17 protein-coding genes are annotated in these 21,230 nt (G+C 45.2%); 12 read left to right on the top strand and 5 right to left on the bottom strand.

Annotated elements, in window-relative coordinates:
• Positions 1–248 precede the first annotated feature (248 nt).
• From P2A85_RS26460 to P2A85_RS26450, 3 genes are all read left to right on the top strand, one after another.
• A complete protein-coding gene (locus P2A85_RS26460; protein ID WP_340524057.1) occupies positions 249–644 on the top strand; it encodes a response regulator in 396 nt (131 codons plus the stop codon).
• A complete protein-coding gene (locus tag P2A85_RS26455; RefSeq protein WP_377476324.1) occupies positions 641–2,551 on the top strand; it encodes an ATP-binding protein in 1,911 nt (636 codons plus the stop codon). Before P2A85_RS26460 ends, P2A85_RS26455 begins: the two co-directional genes overlap by 4 nt.
• 61 nt (positions 2,552–2,612) lie before the next feature.
• Positions 2,613–3,029, top strand: a complete 417-nt coding sequence (locus P2A85_RS26450) for a response regulator (protein WP_377476322.1) — start codon at positions 2,613–2,615, stop codon at positions 3,027–3,029.
• Positions 3,030–3,252: 223 nt separating this feature from the next.
• On the opposite strand, the gene P2A85_RS26445 is transcribed toward P2A85_RS26450, so the two are convergent.
• Positions 3,253–6,237: a PAS domain S-box protein gene (locus P2A85_RS26445; RefSeq protein ID WP_377476320.1), complete on the bottom strand. Its 2,985-nt coding sequence runs from the start codon at positions 6,235–6,237 to the stop codon at positions 3,253–3,255.
• A 537-nt stretch (positions 6,238–6,774) separates the two neighbouring features.
• Between P2A85_RS26445 and trpD the strand changes: the two genes are divergently transcribed.
• Positions 6,775–7,821, top strand: a complete 1,047-nt coding sequence (gene trpD, locus P2A85_RS26440; protein ID WP_377481741.1) for an anthranilate phosphoribosyltransferase — start codon at positions 6,775–6,777, stop codon at positions 7,819–7,821.
• Between the two features lie 54 nt (positions 7,822–7,875).
• Here the strand turns inward: trpD and P2A85_RS26435 are convergent, their stop codons facing one another.
• Entirely contained in the window at positions 7,876–8,340 is a 465-nt protein-coding gene (locus P2A85_RS26435; protein ID WP_377476318.1) for a TIGR02281 family clan AA aspartic protease, read from the bottom strand.
• 424 nt (positions 8,341–8,764) lie between these two features.
• Between P2A85_RS26435 and carA the strand changes: the two genes are divergently transcribed.
• From carA to P2A85_RS26405, 6 genes are all read left to right on the top strand, one after another.
• Positions 8,765–9,919, top strand: a complete 1,155-nt coding sequence (gene carA / locus P2A85_RS26430) for a glutamine-hydrolyzing carbamoyl-phosphate synthase small subunit (protein WP_377476316.1) — start codon at positions 8,765–8,767, stop codon at positions 9,917–9,919.
• A 181-nt stretch (positions 9,920–10,100) separates the two neighbouring features.
• Positions 10,101–10,457: an STAS domain-containing protein gene (locus P2A85_RS26425; protein ID WP_377476314.1), complete on the top strand. Its 357-nt coding sequence runs from the start codon at positions 10,101–10,103 to the stop codon at positions 10,455–10,457.
• A gap of 224 nt (positions 10,458–10,681) precedes the next feature.
• Complete coding sequence (locus P2A85_RS26420) at positions 10,682–11,128, top strand: Mini-ribonuclease 3 (protein WP_340525332.1); 447 nt, start codon at positions 10,682–10,684, stop codon at positions 11,126–11,128.
• A 249-nt stretch (positions 11,129–11,377) separates the two neighbouring features.
• Positions 11,378–12,781 carry a 23S rRNA (guanosine(2251)-2'-O)-methyltransferase RlmB gene (gene rlmB / locus P2A85_RS26415; protein ID WP_377476312.1) on the top strand — a complete coding sequence of 468 codons (1,404 nt, stop codon included), beginning with the start codon at positions 11,378–11,380 and terminating at the stop codon, positions 12,779–12,781.
• Between the two features lie 302 nt (positions 12,782–13,083).
• Complete coding sequence (locus P2A85_RS26410) at positions 13,084–14,271, top strand: RNA-guided endonuclease InsQ/TnpB family protein (RefSeq protein WP_377476310.1); 1,188 nt, start codon at positions 13,084–13,086, stop codon at positions 14,269–14,271.
• Between the two features lie 269 nt (positions 14,272–14,540).
• On the top strand, positions 14,541–14,819 hold the full coding sequence (locus P2A85_RS26405) for a DUF1816 domain-containing protein (protein ID WP_377476308.1): 279 nt from the start codon (positions 14,541–14,543) through the stop codon (positions 14,817–14,819).
• 378 nt (positions 14,820–15,197) lie between these two features.
• On the opposite strand, the gene P2A85_RS26400 is transcribed toward P2A85_RS26405, so the two are convergent.
• The gene (locus tag P2A85_RS26400; RefSeq protein WP_377476306.1) at positions 15,198–16,022 is read right to left on the bottom strand and encodes an alpha/beta fold hydrolase; all 825 of its coding nucleotides are present in this window, start codon (positions 16,020–16,022) and stop codon (positions 15,198–15,200) included.
• 32 nt (positions 16,023–16,054) lie between these two features.
• Entirely contained in the window at positions 16,055–17,851 is a 1,797-nt protein-coding gene (locus P2A85_RS26395; protein WP_377476304.1) for a peptidoglycan DD-metalloendopeptidase family protein, read from the bottom strand.
• Positions 17,852–18,064: 213 nt separating this feature from the next.
• Between P2A85_RS26395 and pgeF the strand changes: the two genes are divergently transcribed.
• On the top strand, positions 18,065–18,955 hold the full coding sequence (gene pgeF / locus P2A85_RS26390) for a peptidoglycan editing factor PgeF (protein ID WP_377481737.1): 891 nt from the start codon (positions 18,065–18,067) through the stop codon (positions 18,953–18,955).
• A gap of 271 nt (positions 18,956–19,226) precedes the next feature.
• Positions 19,227–19,838, top strand: coding sequence for a CPP1-like family protein (locus P2A85_RS26385; protein WP_340525029.1), 612 nt, complete (start codon positions 19,227–19,229; stop codon positions 19,836–19,838).
• Positions 19,839–19,955: 117 nt separating this feature from the next.
• On the opposite strand, the gene P2A85_RS26380 is transcribed toward P2A85_RS26385, so the two are convergent.
• Positions 19,956–20,645, bottom strand: a complete 690-nt coding sequence (locus P2A85_RS26380) for an HAD family hydrolase (protein ID WP_377476302.1) — start codon at positions 20,643–20,645, stop codon at positions 19,956–19,958.
• Positions 20,646–21,230: the final 585 nt, after the last annotated feature.

Genomic DNA, 21,230 nt, shown 5'->3' with positions numbered 1-21,230 from the left:
TTCTACAACCTACAAAAAGCTCAAAATGCCTAAACTACCGATAAATAGCTAGCCCATAATAAATGTCACTTGTAGTCGAGTCTAGATCCCCCCTAACCCCCCTTATTAAGGGGGGGACAAGAGCATTCAAAGTCAACCCCTACTCCCCTTAAAAAGGGGGATTTAGGGGATCTAGACTAGACTATAAATTAGAGGCTGTGTGGATTTCCTCAGTTTGCTAAACTTCTACAACCTACAAAAAGCTCAAAATGCCTAAACTATCGATTTTATGTGTTGATGATGAAGTGATTATTCTCAACAGTTTGCTACGACAACTGCAAACAGCTTTTGGTGATTCCTATGTTTATGAGACTTCAGAAAATGCGGAGGAAGCTCTGGAAATTCTCGAAGAATTGCAAGAGGAAGAAGCAGGTGTGATTGTGATTGTGTCTGACTGGTTAATGCCGGGAATGAAGGGCGATGAATTTTTGATTGAAGTCCAAAAAAAGTTTCCCAATGTTGTCAAAATATTATTGACTGGACAAGCGGATGAAGCTGCCGTAGAACGGGCAAAAGAACAGGCGAATCTTCATCGTTATCTGCAAAAGCCTTGGAGCGAACAGGAATTAATTGCTTGTATTCAAGAAGGATTAAAAAAGATATGAAACCTGTGATTATTTGTGTGGACGACGATCGGACTGTGCTTGATAGTTTGATGAGAGAATTATCAGAAAATTTTGGAGATAAATTTGAAATTGAAACTGCTATGGGAGGGGGTGAAGCTTTAGAATTAGTGGAAGATTTGCTGGCAGATGAATGCGAAATTGCTGTGGTGATCTCTGACTATATTATGCCCGACATGAAAGGGGATGAAGTTTTAAGAAGCATTCACGAGCGATCGCCCAATACGCTAAAAATCATGCTCACTGGTCAAGCTACCATAGAAGGAGTCAGCAATGCAGTTAATTCTGCTCAACTCTATCGCTATATTCCTAAGCCTTGGGTAACTGCACAACTCAATTTCACCCTTCAAGAAGCGTTAAAAATTTATTTTTTAGAACAACAGTTGGCTGCACAAAATGCCCAACTTAGAGCGAGTGAGCGTCGTCTGGCTCAGTTTTTGGAAGCGATACCTATAGGGGTATCCGTCTATGACACAGCGGGAAAACCTACCTACGCTAATCGCAAGGCGAAGGAATTATTAGGGATTGAAGCTTTACCGGAGACGACTATTGAGCCGTTGTCTCCAACCTATCAAGTTTATCGTGCTGGTACTGGACAATTATATCCTAGTCAGGAGTTACCTGTTGTGCGATCGCTCGCGGGAGAAACAGTGCGTGCGGAAGATTTGGAATTGCATCACCCGGATCGAATTATTCCCTTGGAGGTTTCGACGACACCAATCTCAGATGAAATGGGAAATATTAGTTATGCCATTTGTACTTTCCAAGATATTAGCGATCGCCAACGAGCAGAAAGCGATCGGCTGCGTCTCGCCCAAGAAAGGGAAGCCAAGAATGTTGCTTTGCAGATGAATCAAGAAATTGAGGCAAAAAACCAAGAATTAGCCCTAACTTTACAAGAATTACAAGCCACTCAGCAACAATTAATTGACTCTGAAAAAATGGCTGCGCTGGGACAATTGGTGGCAGGAGTTGCCCATGAAATTAATACTCCTATAGGTGCGATTCGCTCTTCCGCCGGGAGTATATCCAGCTTCTTGACTACTACCCTAGAACAGTTGCCCGTACTGTTTCAAAACCTTACCGAAGAGGAAGGCCAAGAGTTTATGGCCTTACTTGGGCGATCGCTAAACCAACAATCAATAATATCTACTAAAGAAGAACGCAAGTTGAAGAAAGCTCTCAGGAATCAACTGAAAGAATTAGAGTTTTCAGAAATAGATGCTGAAAATATTGCCGATATATTGGTCATCATGGGAATCGATAGCGAAATTGATATGTTTATTCCTCTATTAACCAAACCTAAAGGTTTTAAAATATTAGAAATAGCCTATAAACTTTCACAAATAAAAAGAGGGATGACGACTATTCAAAACGGGACAGAGCGGGTCTCAAAAGTAGTGTTTGCTTTGAAAACCTATGCCCATTACGAACATTCAGGTCAAAGGACTCAAGCCAATTTAACTGAAGGGATTGAAACAGTTTTAACTATTTATCAAAATCACTTAAAACAAGGAGTTAAGGTAATTAGGAACTATGCCGAATTACCACCCCTACTGTGTTATCCTGATGAACTGAATCAGGTATGGATTAATCTCATCCATAATGCCTTGCAAGCCATGGATAATCGAGGCACTTTAACTATTGATGTTACCACTATTGACGACTCGGTAAAAATCAGCTTTACTGATAGTGGAAAAGGAATACCCGAAGAGATTCAATCCCAAATATTTACTCCTTTTTTTACCACTAAGCCAGCAGGAGAAGGCAGCGGACTAGGACTAGATATTGTCAATAAAATTGTTAAAAAACATCAGGGTAAAATAGAATTTGAATCGATTCCGGGTCAAACTAAATTTAGTGTTTTTATACCAATTACCAGACTTTAGTAATCGGAAAATTAAGTCCATTTTAACTCAATTAAATGTAAAATGATTAGGAAAAGAAATCATGGCGAAACCTGTAATTTTGTGTGTTGACGATGAGAGAATGGTTTTAGATAGTCTCAGGATGCAGTTATCAACAGCCTTCGGTTCTGGCTACAAATATGAATCAGCAGAAGATGCCTATGAAGCTTTAGATTTAATAGAGGAACTCGATGGGGAGAATATTAGAGTGATTGTGATTATTTCTGATTGGTTAATGCCCGGTATTAAGGGCGATGATTTTTTGATTCGCGTTCACGAACAATTCCCCAAAGTTATTAAAATTATGCTGACTGGTCAAGCCGATGAAGCCGCTATTAATCGAGCCAAACAACAGGCAAATCTCCATTCTTGTTTGTTTAAGCCTTGGTCGGAAAGTGATTTGAGAGAAACTATTCTATCTGCATTGTCCCAACTAAATGTAATTGGGAATGGGGAATAGGGAATGGGGAATAGGGAATGGGGAATTGGGAATGGGGAATTGGGAATTGGGAATTGGGAATTGGTAACAAATAACCAATAAGCTGTTAGTCATTTAAATTTATTGCTTGAACCATTTACAGCATGGGGTATCAGCCACAAATAGTGCAGTTTGAATGTCGAACAGCTTAACCCTTCGACTACGCTCAGGGCACCGCAAATAACCAATAACCAATAACCACTGACTACTGACTAATTTGTTCGATCGGCAGTTCAATGATAAACTCTGCTCCTTGACCTAGTGCTGACACGCAACTAAGTTTACCATTGTGTTCAGTCACAACTTTGTGGGAAATTGAAAGACCTAAACCGGTGCCTTTTCCGGCTGGCTTGGTGGTAAAAAAAGCCTCGAATAATTGTTGGGAAACTTCTTCCGGCATACCGAGACCGTTATCGGAAATCCTAATTATAGCCTTCGATTTTTCGACTTCTGTTTTAATTTTAATTTTGCTGCGGTTAGCTTTAACTTCCGTCACCGATCGTCCCTGATTGTACTCCTCGATCGCGTCGATCGCATTTCCGATCAAATTCATAAATACCTGATTGATTTTTCCAGCATAACATTCAACCAAAGGCAAGTTTCCATACTCCTTAATTACGGTAATTTCAGGATAGCCACCACGGGCTCTGAGCCGACTTTGGAGAATCAACAGCGTCCCGTCAATCCCTTCGTGGAGATTAACCCTGCTCATTTTATTATCGTCTTTGCGGGAAAAAATTTGGAGCGATCGCACTATTTCCCGAATGCGATCGGCTCCAACTTGCATAGAGGACATCGCTTTTGGTAAATCTTCTAACAGAAAATCTAGTTCTATCTCCTCTATTTTATCTTGAATGATTGCCGGTGGCTGCGAGAATTGCTCCTGGTAAACAGCGAGCAAATCTAGCAAATCTTCCGTATAGTGACTGAGGTGAACTAAATTGCCACAAACACTACTGACAGGATTGTTAATTTCGTGAGCAACACCAGCAACCATTTGACCGAGAGTAGACATTTTTTCAGTGTGAATTAAGACGGCTTGAGTTTGGCGCAATTCGTGCAAAGTGTGTTCTAGCTGCTGCTTTTGTTCAGTTAGCTCGGTTTGCGATCTCAGCAAAGCTTCTTCACTGCGCTTTTGTTCAGAAATATCAGTAATTAATCCTTCCAAAGCGATCAATTCTCCAGAGTCTGAAAACACTCCCAAACCCTGTTCCCAAACCCATTTTACCTCCCCGGTTTTAGAAGTAATTCGATAGGTTAGTTGATAGGGTCGATTTTCCAGTACCGCCACTTGGATGGCGTTCCACAAAATATCGCGATCCTCCGGGTGAGTCAATTCCGAGAGAGAAATTTTCCTAGTCCCAATAAACTCATCAGGAGAATAACCAGCTAACTGATAGCAACCCTCGCTCACAAACTCTACACTGCGATCGTCATTACGAAAACGATAGGCCATTCCCGGCAAATTGCTCATCAATGTAGCCAAGGTTCGTTGGCTTTCCCGTAGGGCTTCTTCTGCGTGTTTGCGATCGGTAATATCCGTCATTACCGCCAGCATACAGAGTTCCCCGTCCAAATCAATCAACTCTGCTGATAGCAAACACACCACCACCGCACCCGACTTAACACGAAATTCGTATTCGTGATTGCGAACCACACCGTTTTCTTGCAAAATGCTCCTAAACTTGACTCTTTCTTCTGGGTTAACCCAAATATTTAATTGTGGTACCGTATAAACTAGGGCCTCTTCTAAAGAATAACCAATCATCGATAAAAAACTATCATTAACCTCAATTAACCGCCCATCAGCAAAAGTAGTAATAGTCATGGGATCTGGACTCGAACGAAAAGCCTTAGAAAATTTTTCTTCCGACCAACGCAACTGTTTAATAGCTGATTCCAACTCACTTGTGCGCTCTTGAACTCGGCATTCCAACACCTCATTAGCCTGCTTCAGAGCCTCTTGGGCCTGCACCCGATCGGTGATATCTCGCACCACCGCTTGCAACCCCATTTTGCCACAAATATCCATAGAAGTTAACAGCACTTCTGCGGGAAACACCGAACCATCTAACCGGGAATGTAGCCAGTCAAAACGGCAGTTGCCAGATTTCAAAGCTGTATTAATTCGCTCTTGAGATAAGCTAGCAGAATCTTGTCCGTTCGGTTGCATTAGCGGGCTTAATTCCGAGGGATGCTTACCACAAAACTCTGCTTCATTGGTGCATCCAAACAATTTTAAAGTTGCTGGATTGCAGTCCAAAAAACCTGCTTCATCTAACAGCATTACCGCGTCGCTAGTCGATTCGTACAGAGTGCGAAACTTTTTTTCCGACTCTTGCAAAGAAGCAATCAACCGCATCTTTTCCTCTGTCGCCCGTTTTTGCTCAGTAATGTCCTGTACTACTTGAGAAAATCCCTGTAACTCTCCCTGTTGGTTACGCACAGCATTGACAATAATATTTGCCCAAAATCTAGTGCCGTCTTGACGCATCCGCCAGCCTTCATTTTCATATCTACCTTCAGCAGCAGCTATCAATAATTTTTTCTGTGGCTTGCCAAGTTTAATATGTTCTTGTGTGTAAAAGCATTGAGAATGTTGACCGATTATTTCACTAGAAGTGTAGCCAAAAATCCGTTCAGCTCCCGAATTCCAACTCGCTACATATCCTTCGGTGTTTAACATAAATATGGCATAATCTTTAACACCTTCAATTACTAAACGCAGTCGTTCCTCACTTTCTCTAAGTGCATATTCTGCTTGTTTTCTCTGGGTAATATCTTCCACAAAACCTTCGTAGTAAAGCAATTTACCAGATTCATCACGGACGGCACGGGCATTTTCTGAAATCCAAATTATCGTCCCGTCTTGGCGATGAATCTGCGATTCAAAATCTGACACGCTACCATTATTTTGTAAATCTGAAACAAACTCGTCACGTCGTCTTGGATCGACATAAAGCTGGTCGCTAATGTCGGTTAATCCAGTGATTAATTCCGCTGGCGAGTTATACCCGTAGATGCGAGCCAAAGCTGGATTGGCGCTGATGTAGCGACCATCAATGGTTGTTTGAAAAATGCCAGAAACAGCATTTTCAAACATACTGTAATATTTTGCTTCCATTTCGTGTAGTGCCTCCTCAATTTCTTCTCGATACATATTTTTTATCTGTGGTTTTTTAGTGGTCATTTTTTATACCCTGTTTGTGTTATCTTAATTTAATATTTCGGAAGCATCCCGATTTTGCATAGGCGAAGCATGACCGCAGTAAATCTCTGGTTATAACTAATAAATTGTCTGCGGTCATGCTTCGCCCCTAGGAATATATTTACAAAACACAGATGCACCCAATATTTGTGGCGAGCCATGAGTCACAATTTAATGGTTAATTAGGCTTTCGCATACCTACTGTGTGACTATTAACTATTTTCGATAATAGATAACATAGCCGATCCCTAGGTAGTTTGCACAAAGCTGGTGTTGCTCTGTAAAATTGCCACAACCGAGGGGCAATAGTTGTATCAAAAAATTCATATTTGACTACTGGTGGTGTGTTTGTTCTGTAGTCTTAGTAACATTTTGGCAGAAGTTTCAGCGGTGCGGTGTCAAACGCGACCCGAAACTCTGCTAAAATCCCGATCGACTCTCGGTTTGGTGGACAAGCTCGATCGTCATTCTCCAAAACAGCAATTCTTCCATTGTTCCATTGTTCAATTCTTGAATCCCATGACTGATTCTCCTCTGTGGCCTAGTTTGCTGCAACAATTGTTAGACAAACAATCTCTCTCACGCGCCACCTCCGCCAACCTGATGCAGGGATGGCTGAATGAAGACATTCCCCCCGTACTCTCCGGCGCGATTTTAGCAGCCCTCCAAGCCAAAGGGATCTGTGCCACAGAATTGGCCGGCATGGCTCAGGTATTGCAGTCTCAATCCCTCCCAGGAGATTTGGGTTCGATTTCCCCCACTTCACTACCTTTAATTGATACTTGCGGCACAGGTGGCGACGGCGCTTCCACCTTTAACATTTCCACTGCTGTCGCTTTTGTCGCCGCCGCCGGCAAAGTGCGAGTAGCCAAACACGGAAATCGATCGGCATCAAGTAAAGTAGGTTCTGCTGATGTCTTGGAAGCACTGGGAGTCAACCTCAACGCAGATTTCCAAAAAGTAAAGGCGGCAGTAGACGAAGTAGGCATCACCTTTTTATTTGCGCCTGGGTGGCATCCCGCACTCAAGGCTGTAGCATCGCTCCGGCGCACTTTGAAAGTACGGACTGTTTTTAACCTTTTGGGGCCTCTCGTCAATCCTATGCGCCCTACAGGTCAGGTAATTGGGGTGTTCGATTCCAGTCTGGTATCAATCATTGCCGAAGCTTTGGGCGAGTTGGGGACTGAATTAGCCGTAGTCATTCATGGCAGAGAAAAGTTGGATGAAGCTGGTTTGGGAGATGTTTCAGACTTGGCGGTTTTGTCCAACGGTAAAGTAGAAGTAACGACTTTAGATGCTAGAAAAGTAGGATTGACACCCTGTGCGATCGGCTCTTTAAAAGGGGGAAATGTTGAAGAAAATTCCGACATTTTGCGAAACGTGCTTCAGGGTAAGGGAACGCAGCCACAAATGGATGTTGTGGCTTTGAATGCGTCCTTAGCCCTTCAGGTGGGAGGTGCAATTCCTGTGGGCGATCATCAAGCAGGGGTGGTTTTAGCTAAGGAGATTTTATTGAGTGGAGAACCTTGGTTGAAGTTACAAGAGTTGGTGGAATTTTTGAAATGAAGTTATTGGTCTCTTGACTGTTGTTAAAAATAACAAATAACAACTAACTCATTCCTAAGATCGATCTCTAAATTCAATCACATCTTGCTTAATCGTCACATCTTTATCACCAAAAAAGTCGTGACCCAAAAGCCCGATCTCCAAAGACGGTGAAATTGCCACAACTACATTTTTAATCGACAAACCACCCGCTTGAATAGAAGTGAGGCGACCTAGTGGAAAAGTAGCCTCTCCGTTGGGAGTTTTTGCTTGTACTGTCCCCTGGGGAATTACCCCCAAGGCTTTAGCCATGGCTGGTGTAATTACTGTGCCACTGGCTCCAGAATCTACCATCATATCGAACTTTTGTATGCCGTTAAACGTGACTTCTATAACCGGGATATTCGCCTCTCGGCGTTTAATCTTTGCCTGAAATACTCCCGACTTGGCTCCTGTGGGAGCAACAGGAGTCAATTCTTTGGGGAGAAAACCGCACACCGATTGGCTTAAGTTGACAGTTCGCCCCGAGGAACTCCGCATGAAGCATCCCTCAGTTTCTTGAGCCACTGCTCGCGAGGAGTTTAGCCCCCAATCAACTAAGATTGAACTACTTACAGAAATAACGGCTGTTAAAACCAGTAACGGTTTGCGTAGTTTTGGAGCGTGCCGTTGATGGTTGTATAAGTTTGAGAGTAAAAGCTCCAGAGATTTGCTAGTCATAATTTATGGAAATGCTGTAGCTCGATCCTAACAGCGACAACCGCCAATTGGTATAGATTTCGCCGTTGCGATCGCCTCGCCTCATCAGTATTACAAAAGTTCGATCGACCAGATAGAGGCTGGTTGCTTTCCCAGACAGAAAGTTGTATAGCAGAAATTTGAAATAATATTTGTATTTTGCCGGCTAGCATCAAATCCCCGGCAGTGATAAGAATGAAACCAGACGACAGTAATTAAGGATGCCATGTCACTTTCAACTGCACAACCCGCTCTCCTAGTCCTCGCTGATGGTACTGCTTACCGCGGCTGGTCCTTTGGCGCTCACGGCACAGTCGTCGGCGAAGTAGTATTCAATACAGGGATGACGGGCTATCAAGAAGTCTTGACAGACCCTAGTTATTCGGGACAAATCGTAACTTTTACTTATCCAGAATTGGGCAATACCGGGGTAAATCTCGAAGATGAAGAGTCTTCCCACCCCCATATTCGAGCAGCCATCGCTCGCAATATATGCACTCGCCCTAGCAACTGGCGATCGTCCCAATCTCTCCCAGACTACCTCAAACAGTACAATATCCCAGGAATTTACGGCATCGACACCCGCGCCCTGACTCGCAAAATTCGCACGGTAGGAGCAGTCAACGGTGGTATTTCTACCTCGATTCTCGACCCTGCCGAGCTCTTGGAGCAAGTGCAAGACGCCCCCACCATGGACGGGCTAAATCTGGTTCGGGAAGTGACTACCCGCGAGGTGTATGAGTGGTCTGAACCCACAGCATCGGTTTGGGAATTTAGTCCGACAGTCAAACCGGCCAGTGGTGAAATGTGGACGGTGGTGGCCCTGGATTTTGGCATCAAACGCAACATTCTACGGCGTTTGGCCAGTTACGGCTGTCGAGTAATTGTTGTCCCCGCAAACACCAGCCCAGAGGAAATCCTCAAGTACAACCCAGACGGCATTTTTCTGTCCAATGGCCCTGGAGACCCTTCGGCGGTAAAGGAAGGAATCGAGACGGCGAAGGCTTTGTTAAAGTCGGACAAACCTGTGTTCGGCATCTGCATGGGACACCAGATTTTAGGACTTTCTTTGGGTGCGGAAACTTTTAAACTCAAGTTTGGGCACCGGGGATTGAATCACCCGGCGGGTTTAACCCAGCAAGTAGAAATCACTAGCCAAAATCACGGTTTTGCCATCGACCCTGAGTCGTTAGTTCCCGAAGTAGAAATTACTCACCTCAACTTGAACGATCGCACCGTAGCCGGATTGAAGCACAAAACCCTGCCACTGTTCTCAGTCCAGTACCACCCCGAAGCCAGTCCGGGTCCCCATGATGCCGACTATTTGTTCGATCGATTCGTGCAGTCCATGCGAGAACATCAGAAAGTAGCCGTTAAGTAGTCAGTAGTCAGCGGTCATTGGTCAACAGTCAACAGTCAACAGTCAGCTAACCAATAACCAATAACTAATGACCAATGACCAATGACTAATGACTAAACAGTAGACAAAAGATCAAAAAACTCCTACAATGAAACCTCGACTTTAAGCAATATCTAGCTAGGAGGGTGTCATTTCTGAGCAATTGAACCTGACCGTTAGCCTCAGAGGCACTCGCGAAGTCGGGAATAACTATCAGCTATTTCGCCTGATTGGCCTACTGGACGCTTTTTCCGAGGCTACTTTTCGGAAGGTACTGACCAAATGTATTGAGGATGGTCCAAAACACGTAATTTTAGACTTGTCTAAAATTGACTTTGTGGATAGTTCAGGCTTGGGAGCCCTTGTGCAACTTGTCAAAAAAGCCCAAACTTTTGACGGGACCTTGCAAATTGTTTCCAATCCCCGCGTAACTCAGACAGTTAAACTGGTTCGCTTAGAGAAATTTTTGTCTTTGCAGCCGAATGTGGATGATGCCATAAAAAACGTCAAGGATGCTTGACGAATAATTGGATGAGATTAGCTATCCGGTTCTGACAACTGGATAGCAAATTCTTATGTTTGTCAGGAGACCAAGAATCTGTAGTAAATACCTAAAAAAATGGTATAATTTTACAGCCTATGTTAAACAATAAAGCTTAGGTAAATATCAAGTTAAAACGAGCCTTGTTAGACCAGATTAGTAAGTGACTAGAAAAAACTGTGCGGAAGTTTGATTAAAAAAGTATGTCGCCGATGGCAGATAATGGACAAAAGCTGAGTTTTAGTGATATCAGTGTCAATCAATTACATCCTGGGATGGTGACATCAGCAGCAATGGAAAGGCTGTCGCCAGCAGCTTGGGCTTACTTGGGAGATGCAGTATACGAACTATACGTTAGGACTTTGTACTTAGTTCCGCCCAAAAAAATGCAAACTTATCACCAATTGGTGGTGGGACAAGTACGAGCCGAAACTCAAGCGCGTCATTTGCGCTCGATCGCTCCTTATTTGAACAGCACAGAATTAGCAATTGTCAAACGCGGCCGCAATGCTGCTGCAAGCCGTTCCACACGGGCAGATCCAGAGATTTACCAACAAGCTAGCAGCTTAGAAACCTTGGTGGGATACTTATACCTCACCGATCCCGAAAGATTGACCCTACTTATGGCACTTTTAGAAATTGAAAGTTAACGGTTTTAGCGATTAGAAATTACAAGTAGCGAATTATTACTTAAAAAGCCTGCCATCGCCTACCAAAAGTTGCCAAAATCCTTCTAATGTAAAGAGGATTTATGAGTAATAAATTAGCAACGAAAAACAGCAAGATCCTCAAATCAGAACCAATCTAAAATCTCAAAAGTCCTAGAGCGATCGGTCAATCAAAAAATCAAAAAATCCTTGGTTTTGAGCAAAAACCAGTTTTACAGCCAGAACAAACAAATGAGAAAATTTACTAGACCAAACCCCCAAGGGCCCAAACGCGACAGCAGACCCTTCAACGGCGAGGGCCGCGGTGAGGATTCGTCACCATCTCCCCGTTTTGAACGAAAACCCCGTCCAGATACCCGCTCCGTAGCAGCACCTCAAAAGCGATCGAGCTTTACCCCACAACCGCAAGAAATGCCCGTGCGATCGGTTTATAAACGCAACTTAAACTCCGAGGACAAACCCGAACTGCGAAAAAATAATCACTTCAGAGACAGAGACAGAGACAGTAGCCCCCAAGAATTTCGCGACAATAGCTTCAGAGACAGAGACAGTAGCCCCCAAGAATTTCGTGGCAATCGTTTCAGAGACAGAGACAGCAGCCCCCAAGAATTTCGTGGCAATCGTTTCAGAGACAGAGACAGTAGCCCCCAAGAATTTCGCGACAATAGCTTCAGAGACAGAGACAGCAGCCCCCAAGAATTTCGTGGCAATCGTTTCAGAGACAGAGACAACAGCCCCCAGGAATCCCGTGGCAATTATTACAAAAACAGAGACAGCAGTCCCCAGGAATCCCGTGGCAATTATTACAAAAACAGAGACAATGGCGCGGTTGATCCTGGAAGCAACACCGTAGTACAACCAGAAGCAGACACAGACATGATTTACGGCCGCCATGCTGTGCAGGCTGCTTTAGAAGCAAACCAAGTGCTCAACCGGATCTGGGTTGTGCCACATCTGCGCTACGATCCCCGCTTTCACAGCTTGCTAACCGAAGCCAAGTCCAACGGTAGCATCATCGACGAAGTGGACGATTTGCGCCTCGACTACATCACGCGCAAAGCTAACCATCAAGGTGTAGCAGCTCAAATATCAGCCCACGAATACCTGGATTTGAGTGAACTAATCGCCAAGGCTAAATCTGCTGCGGAACATCCGGTAATTGTGGTAGCAGAAGGACTCAACGATCCCCACAATTTAGGGGCAATTATTCGCACCGCAGAAGCATTGGGCACTCAGGGCGTAGTGATACCCCAGCGGCGCGCCGTTGGGATTACCTCCGCGGTTAGAAAAGTGGCAGCCGGGGCCTTGGAAAATTTACCCGTAGCGAGGGTTGTCAATCTGAGTCGGGCTTTGGAAGAATTGAAAGAGGCTGGATTTTGGATTTACGGCACTGCCGCTACGGCCAGTCAATCGGTAGAGACAGTGAATTTCTCCGGGCCCACGGTTTTAGTTGTAGGCGGCGAAGCTGACGGTTTGAGCCTTTTGATACAGCGTGGCTGTGACGGATTAGTTTCAATTCCATTAAGGGGGAATACACCTAGCCTGAATGTCTCCGTAGCAACGGGCATGGCTTTATATGAAATTTACCGCCAGCGCGGACCCAAGAAGTTTCATGTACACAGCTCGTCAAATTAATTAGTCCGATCGCCCCTTAAAGCCGGGGCGATCGACCCCCAAGTTTCCCATTTTAGGTAATTAAAAAAATGCCACACCTGATTAGAAAATTTCCTTCATATTAGAATAGGCATCACTCATTACCATGTGTACCTAACCTAACTGAGAGAGGCTATATAATTTTTTTTCAACTACGCCAATTATATCATCCGTAAAAAAAAAATGACCAAAAGAATGGGTACAAGCCCCGTCTTTCAAGACGGCTTTAATTTTTCTCGCTCGTGTAAGACCTAGTATAATAGAGTAAGTAAAAAGCAAAAATAATGAAAGCAAGGTATCGATACAGAATCTATCCGACAGACCAACAGCGACAGAGTTTAGCGCAGTTGTTTGGTTGCGTCCGCGTAGTCTGGAATGATGCTCTTGCACTGTGCAAGCAGTCGGAGAAAAAGCCGAAATCGGCAGAACTTCAAAAGGTAGTAATCACTCAAGCGAAACAGACAACCGAAAGAGCTTGGCTAAGTGAAGTATCGAATATCCCGTTACAACAATCTGTAGCAGATCTGGAAACAGCTTTTAAGAACTTTTTTCAGTCTTGCAAAGGCAAAAGGAAGGGGCGCAAGGTTGGGTATCCCAAGTTCAAGAAACGCACGAACAGTCAGTCGGCACGTTTTAGGATTGGCGGTTTTTCAATTAAAGGGGAGGAAGTCTATCTAGCTAAAATTGGCAATATTAAGCCTATTTGGTCGAGAGAACTACCATCCGATCCGACATCAGTAACGGTCATTAAAGATTGTGCCAACCGTTACTTCTTGAGTTTCGTGGTGGAGGTTGAACCCGTTCAAGTCGAAGCTAAACACATGAGCGTCGGTATTGATTTAGGGATTAAAACCTTTGCGGTAATGAGTGATGGAGGGAAAGCTAAAAGCCCTAGCTGTAAAAAGCTAGACAAAAAAGTTCGTAAACTTCAGAAACAGCTAGCCCGACAGCAGAAAGACTCAAAACGCAGGCATAAAACTCGAATTAAAATAGCCAAAACGCACAATCGAATTGCTGACTTGCGTCAAGATTTCCTGCAAAAACTATCAACCAAAGTAGTCAGTGAAAACCAAACAATTATTTTGGAGGATTTGAATGTGTCAGGAATGGTCAAGAATCGCAAATTAGCCATGGTAATTAGTCAACAAGGTTGGTACGAATTTCGTTCCCTTTGTGAAGCTAAATCGGAGAAGTTTGGGCGTGAGTTTAGGGTAATTAGTCGCTGGGAACCTACGAGCCAAGTCTGTTCCGACTGTGGTTTTAAATGGGGGAAATTAGACCTTTCTATTCGTTCGGTGCTTTGTCTAAGCTGTGGTATTGAGCACGATAGAGACGAGAATGCAGCAAAAAATATAAATCAAGTCGGGATGGGGAATCGCCACGACTCTAAACGGACACAGAGGAAGAGTAAGACTACTCCGGTAGCTTCATCCGATGAAGTGTCAAGAATCACCGCTAGTTCACGACGGTGAGTATTTCAAAGGAGAGGATATCTCAACTACAATTCCATCCAAAAACCATGTCAGGGAACCCCAAACTATATAGCCTTAGCCGGCTGTAGAGGGGAGAGAAGGGGGTAGTAGTACCTCCGGTAAGGATTAATCCTTACAAAGGAGCTTGCTAGACAGGTGTATATATTTGTCTATAAAGCTTATAACTATTATAACAAAGTGTAAATAACTAAGGCATCAGCCTTGCAGCCCGCACTCTGGACAAAAAGTAAAATACATTAGAAATCCCCATGAAAGAACTCTTGATTAGCTTACTCAACTTCTTCGGTTTAGCTTGGTGGGTGGAAGTTAAAACTGCATCGCCACGGTGCATTTATTATTTTGGCCCGTTTATGACCGCTAAAGAGGCCCAAGCTGCACAAACAGGATATGTAGAAGACATAGAAAATGAAGAGGCTCAAGGTATTAGTGTTTCGATTCAACGTTGCAAACCTGTGAATTTGACAGTAGCAGATGACTTGGGAAAGCTTGGTGATCCAGGGATGTTCCCGGTTTTTAGCGGTCAATAGCAGCAAGGGGAGTCAATAGTTTTGTCTTCAAAACTATTGACTTTTTGACCTCAAATTGCTGGTGGCTAATAGGTAATGGGTAACGGGGAATGGTGAGCGGGTAATGGGACACAATTCCTAGCTGGCCGCTAAGCTGAACTCAGATTACCAATTACCTATTACCAATACCCTTGTTTTTCTTAGCAATGTTACAGCCCTGGAGATGGGGGGGTTACTTCTTCCTTCTTCCTTCTTCCTTCTTATCTCAATTCCGGTTTTATCGGAATGATTAAACCACAGAGAACACAGAGGACACAGAGAAAGAGAAGAGAGAAATAATAATTCCGATGTCAATGGATTTGATATTACTTCTTCCTTCTTCCTTCTTCCTTCTTCCTTCTACTTAACTGTCTGAGGGAAGTTTTCTATCCAGCGATCGATATCTGCAAGTACCCGATCGGGAATTTCCCAGGGGAATAAGTGGGCTGTATTGGGATAGCACTCCCACTGACATTCCAGGAGGTGTTGGGCTGTTTCTAAACTGGATGCCGAGGTGATGTGCCGATCGCCCTCTCCAGCCATGACTAAGGAAGGGCATTGAATATCGCCGAGGTTGAGTAGTCGGTTATATCCAGCCCTCAGAGCCGTATTTAAGGCTTTGGTAGCCGTGGGGGAAGTCTGGAGATAGGCGGGAGTACCTGCGCGGGCTAAATAGCGATAGGGAGTGCTTGTATGCTGTTGTATTAAGTAGCGAAAGAGCGATCGCCTACCAAAAGTATCAATATTCCATTGCCAGCCCGGTATCACCCAATTGATGATTCCGGCTACACCCGTATAAAAGTTATCTTGCCAAGATACCGGAGGGTGACTGCCTCTGGGTTTGGCGGCGGATGCAAGTATAATCAAACCCGTGACTCGCTGCGGATATTTCATCGCTAATTCCAGGGCTAAAATTCCCCCTAAAGACCATCCCAGTACCAAACAGCGATCGATCCCAAATCGGTCTAAAAGCGCTTCTAAATCGAGGAGATGATCCGTCATGTCAAAGGGAGTAAAAGTGCGACTGTTGCCGTATCCCCGCAAGTCTGGGGCGATGGTTTGGAATCGCTCAGATAAGTGTTCGGTAAACACTGACATACAAGAGCCTGAGCCAGGATGACCGTGCAAACATAGGATCGGAAATCCTGTTCCTTTGACAGAAACACTAAGTTTTTGAGGTGTCATTCTATATGTCTCTGAGAAGCCCATCCGAATTTTTACCTGCTAGCTTGCTGCTGAGTTTTCTGAGTTTTCTGAGTTTTTGGTTGCGATACTTGCTGCTCTTTCGGTTGAGAAACCTCAGCTTTTACTAATTCAGGAAATGGTGGCTGGAGATTGTGAACTTCGATGTCCATTCCCACTGGCAGAGGTGGTAGTTGGGGCAGATCGTTTTCCAAATCTTTGAACCCTTTGAGGTTTTTAGCTGGCAAAATTTCCGGCATTTGTGGTGGTAATTTAGCTGTTTCCAAAGTGCCGATCATTTTAGCTAGGGCGAATTCTAGTTGAGAACCAGGGTCGATCGCCACCCAACCCCGATCCGTCATTTGCCGGATCTCGAAGTGGAGGTGAGGGCCCGTGGACATTCCTGTACTACCAACCCGGCCGATGGTTTCTCCCTGTTTCACCCACTCTCCGGGCTTCACAAACAGTTCAGAAAGGTGTCCGTAGAGAGTTTCCTGAGACTGTTTACTGTGATTGAGCACCACCGTCAAACCATAACCGCCTAGCCAATCGGCGATCGCCACTTGACCCGCATAAGCAGCCAGGACGGGCGTTCCCAACTCCGCTCCCAAGTCTGTCCCGGTGTGAAAGCGGCCATAGCCCATAACTGGATGAGTCCGCCACCCAAATGGCGAAGTAATTGCCGCAGCAATAGATAGTGGAAACAGCAGACTGGTGTTGCCATTTCCTGCCTGACCAGCGGGACGTGGCGTCAGATTGTAATAAGCAAAGCCTGTATTGCTACCGCTGCTGACACTAATCGGGCCGACTTCAATGGGGCCGAGTCCCATACTCGCTCCAGGATCTGAGTTGCTTCCGCCACGATTTCCCGAATATGCAGCGTTAGCATAATATCCAGCCTCCGATGAGTAGCCTGGATTAGCTGAGTAGCCTGGATTAGCTGAGTAGCCTGGATTAGCTGAGTAAGCGGCGTCTCCGTTCACTGATTTTGGCTGTCTGGTTCCCGCGCCCCACAACTGACTGCCGATTTTTTCGACGGCTTGACCCAGGGTGTCGCTAACATTGCCACCAGCATTGCCGGCCACACTGTCTGGAACTGGCGCCGGAACATGCCCTGGAACATTTCTGGGAACATTTCCAGAGGGAGGAGTAGCAATATAGGAGTCAGGGGCGATCGGAGTTTGAGGGTTGTAGTTGCCTTCTCCAGCATCGGCCGTGACAGGCTCGGAAATCGCAGTAGGGGCGCAGGCACTCTCACCACCGGGACATTCGGCCGATCGAGCTGAAAATTCTATGGTTGTCGGCGGTTCGTAGCCGTTGGTCGCCCCGGCGCTGTAGTCTGTCTGGTCGTTGTAAGCGTTGGCGGGGTTCACGGGCGCTTCAAAAGGAGGTTCCGGCGACTGGGCTGTGGGTTCCGGCAGGGGTATCAGTGCGGGTTCCGGCAGATAATATTCTGAGGTCTCAGGGGCGGCTTCCGCGGGCGGTTCCGTCGCGTATTCCGGTTCGGGAGCTGGTTCTTGGTAGCTAGGCTCCCCCGCTACCTCTGGGGTTGGCTCGCTTTCTGCCATGGGAGCAGGTTCTAGGGGGAGAGGGGCTTCAAATAATGGTTGCAGGTCCGCAGCACCAGGGGCTGTCTGTTCTACTGTTGGAGTTTCCGTTTGTGCCCACACTATGCCTTTGCTGAGTAGTCCCAGACTGGCAAGGCAACCTAGTCCCACCAGCAGGGAGCGATCGGACAAAAGACGCTGAAGATTCCGTGCGCCTCTAGGTTTTTTATTTGGCTCTTTGGTGTTCACAGTGGCTGTCCAATGCTTGTCTGAAACTGGTTTCACGATTTTTTTTCCCAACTCAACTAGGGCCTTGGTGGAGATCGAAGTCAGGCTCGAATTTATGGTAATTCTTGTCTGGAGTGGAGCCTAAACTATTGTACCTGGTTAACGCGATTATTCCGTTCAACCTAGCTAGTTGATTCCAGTTTGTCCGTTCACTTGGCAAAATTGTTAATTATTTAGTATTATTGACCCCCTTGGGGCAGCATGGCATTAATGAGTTTACCTGACGATCGCTTGACAAATTTTCGCGACTATGAATGCCTTGGGGAACCAGAGGGTGTTACTTGGCAGTGGCAAAGTTGGGAAGGTTTGCCCTATCTGACTTGTAGCTTGCTCGAAGGCTGGCAACACGGCTTTTTTACGGCTCCGTTTTCGCCCCGCACCCCGATCGACTTGGTGCAAGTTCTGTCGCCCGGAGCTCCTGTTTACCGGGTCAAGCAGGTACATGGCAATGCGGTACTCAAGACTGGTCAGGTGGCTCCGGTTTCTGCTAGTGGTCTTGGGGCGGAAACTGGGAACCAAATTTATGCTGAGGCTGATGGCTTGGTTGCCGAGCGAGAGTTTGAGGCGATTTGGGTTTGTACGGCAGATTGTGTCCCTGTGTTGATTGCTGACGATCGCACCGGACTGACTGCCGCAGTTCACGCAGGTTGGCGCGGGACTGCTGCTAAGATATTACCAGAGGCGATCGCTCAACTTGTGGCCGTTGGCAGTCAACTGGAAAATCTCAGGATTGCTATGGGGCCGGCGATCGCTCGACAGGTTTACCAGGTATCTGTGGAAGTGGCAGCGGAACTGGGAGCTACCATTACTCCCAAGGGTGCGGTTAGTGTAACAGCCGACAGCATTCTAGAGTTTTTGCACCAACTGCCTCAAACCCCTGTGTTGGCCGATCCTGAACCGGGAAAAGTACGTTTGGATGTTCGCCGCTGCAATGCTTTGCAATTGCAACAGTTGGGAATTCATGCTTCTCAAGTGGCGATCGCTCCTCACTGTACTTATTCTGACTCCGAGCGCTTTTTTTCCTACCGCCGGGAGCCACTTAAAAAAGTCCAGTGGTCGGGAATTGTCAGTGGCGGCTCGACAACTACCTCTAGAAGGTAGAAGGTAGAATGTAGTTTTAAGTTTTAAATTTTGAATTTTAAATTTTGAATTTTAACTCTTTAACTTAAAACTCAAAACTTAAAATTTACAGACTTTCCTTCTACGTTCAAAACAGGATTTTCAGGAGTTAACCTACCTACTTAGTCGGTAATTCCCTAAAATCATTAAAAACTAGCAACTAAACTTTTTGGGAAAGCGGCCCTCGCCCCCGCCCCGCTTTCCTCTCTTGTTAAGATTGCGCTATAACGAGAGTCTCCAGCGGGTTATTAAAATGAGCGATCCAACTCCCTATCAACTGCTTGAGGTCGATGAAGATGCTTCTTTTGATGAAGTGCAAGAAGCCCGCACTCGTCTGGCTGAACATTACAGTGGCGATCTCAAACGTTTGGAATCGATCGAAGCTGCTTACGACGCGATCCTGATGGATCGTTTGCGACAACGACAGGAGGGTAAAATTAAAGTCCCCGAACGCATCCGTTTTCCTGAACGGTTGACTCCTCCACCCGCCAGCTTTACTCCATCTCCTCCGTCTGGTAGTCCTGCTTGGCTGCAACGGCTAATCGATACTCCTAGTCGATCGGACATTTTGTGGCCTGCGGGAATCTATGTCGGATTGAGCGGGCTCAGTATCTATCCGGCTGCTAATAATTCTTTACTACAGTTGACTCTAGCTCTGGGAGTCGGCTCTTGTCTCTATTTTCTCAATCGCAAGGAACAAAAATTCGGTCGGGCTGTACTTTTAACAGTTATGGGCTTGGTTTTAGGCTTGTTGCTGGGAGGTATTTTAAGCTCTCTGGTGAGTCCAGCACTCATCCCAACAGAGAAATTTATTGCTTTGTTTACGTTTTTAACTCTGTGGCTGGTCAGCAGTTTTTTACGATAGTTTAGTCTCTAGACTTCTCCCAAAAAGCCTGTAAAGAACCGGTCATAAAGCCTGTTCCACAATAATTATGGGAGATGTCTAATATAGTCAACAGTTGATTGTTGACTGTTAACTCATTTATCTGGCAGATCGAGCGAAAATTATCTCAACGGCTTCGCCCAAATTGTTAGCAATTAAGTCTGGTTGCTGACTTTCTAGTTGCTTGCGATCGCGAATCCCGCACAAAACACCAATTACCTTGACACCGTGGGTTTTGGCTGCTATGATATCCGCTTCTGTATCACCAACCATCCAAGTATCAGAAGCTGGCGGCAATTCGGCGAGAGCTTTTGCCATCAGCAACGGCTTATCTTTAACGTCCCCAGTTTTAACATAATCATTGGGGAGACAATAACGCCGGTCTTCTGGGAAAAAGTGGCCTAAATTGCAGCGGTTGAAAGCTTCGTCAAGTTCCCTGACGCGGCGCATAGTCATCACTACTAAATCAACTCCCGCCCGTTGCAGCTTTTCTAAGGTTTCTACTGCTCCTGGGGATGGGCGATCGTACATCAAGTAGGGGAAAGTATGAACAGTGTGACGACGTTTTTGGGCAAATTCACTGGCTTGGATAGCATCCAATCCTGAGAGAATGCCGATTTCGGTTTCCGGAATCCGCGCCCGCTTCATTTCCCAAAACTCTGCTTTGGCGAGTTCGCGCACCTGTTGGTCTGAAGCTTGAGTCTCCGCAAGACATTGCTGATAAACTCGATAATAGCGATCGGACACATCCATTATTGGCCCATCAAAGTCTGTAATCAGTCTCAGCATTTAGCAGAATATATTTAAGATTTGATACAAATTATTTAATATTGTATCATTAAGAGAGGTCAGCTCCTCCACAAAACTTGACAGAAATACCCTAGGGAGTTACTGTTGATTAAGTAATCTCTATTGAATAAAACATTTCGCTCAAACTCTAGTCACAATAAAGTGTAGCGGTTGCAATCAATATCAGGAAATCTACAATTAAGATGTGTTGCACAAATAATCTAAACCGCTATACTTTATACATAAATCTAGCCCTTAATCTAGGGTGAGTTGAGGTAGAGTTCAAAGGATTGTTAAAAACATTCCATCGCACTTATAGCAGTCGCCAAGGCGGTTTGGTCATTGAGCGGAGCGTCGCCCTGAGCGTAGTCGAAATGTCCACTTCGACTACGCGAGCGTGACCGAAATATCCTAATCGCCTTGGCGGTTGCTATATATTCGGCTAGCTTTGCCAAAGGGAATTGTTTTTTTATCAAGCTTAGTGTAGAGTTCCCACCCCCATATCAATAGCTTGTGACTTACGCATCGAGAGCGTATTTATGTCATTGCGAAGGAAATGAGAGCTTTCATAAACATTGAGTTATC

Origin of the sequence: Microcoleus anatoxicus (genome assembly GCF_042465725.1) — a bacterium.
Taxonomy (GTDB): Bacteria; Cyanobacteriota; Cyanobacteriia; order Cyanobacteriales; family Microcoleaceae; genus Microcoleus; species Microcoleus anatoxicus.
Note: the sequence above shows the minus strand (reverse complement) of the source record. Positions and strands in the feature narration are given on the sequence as shown.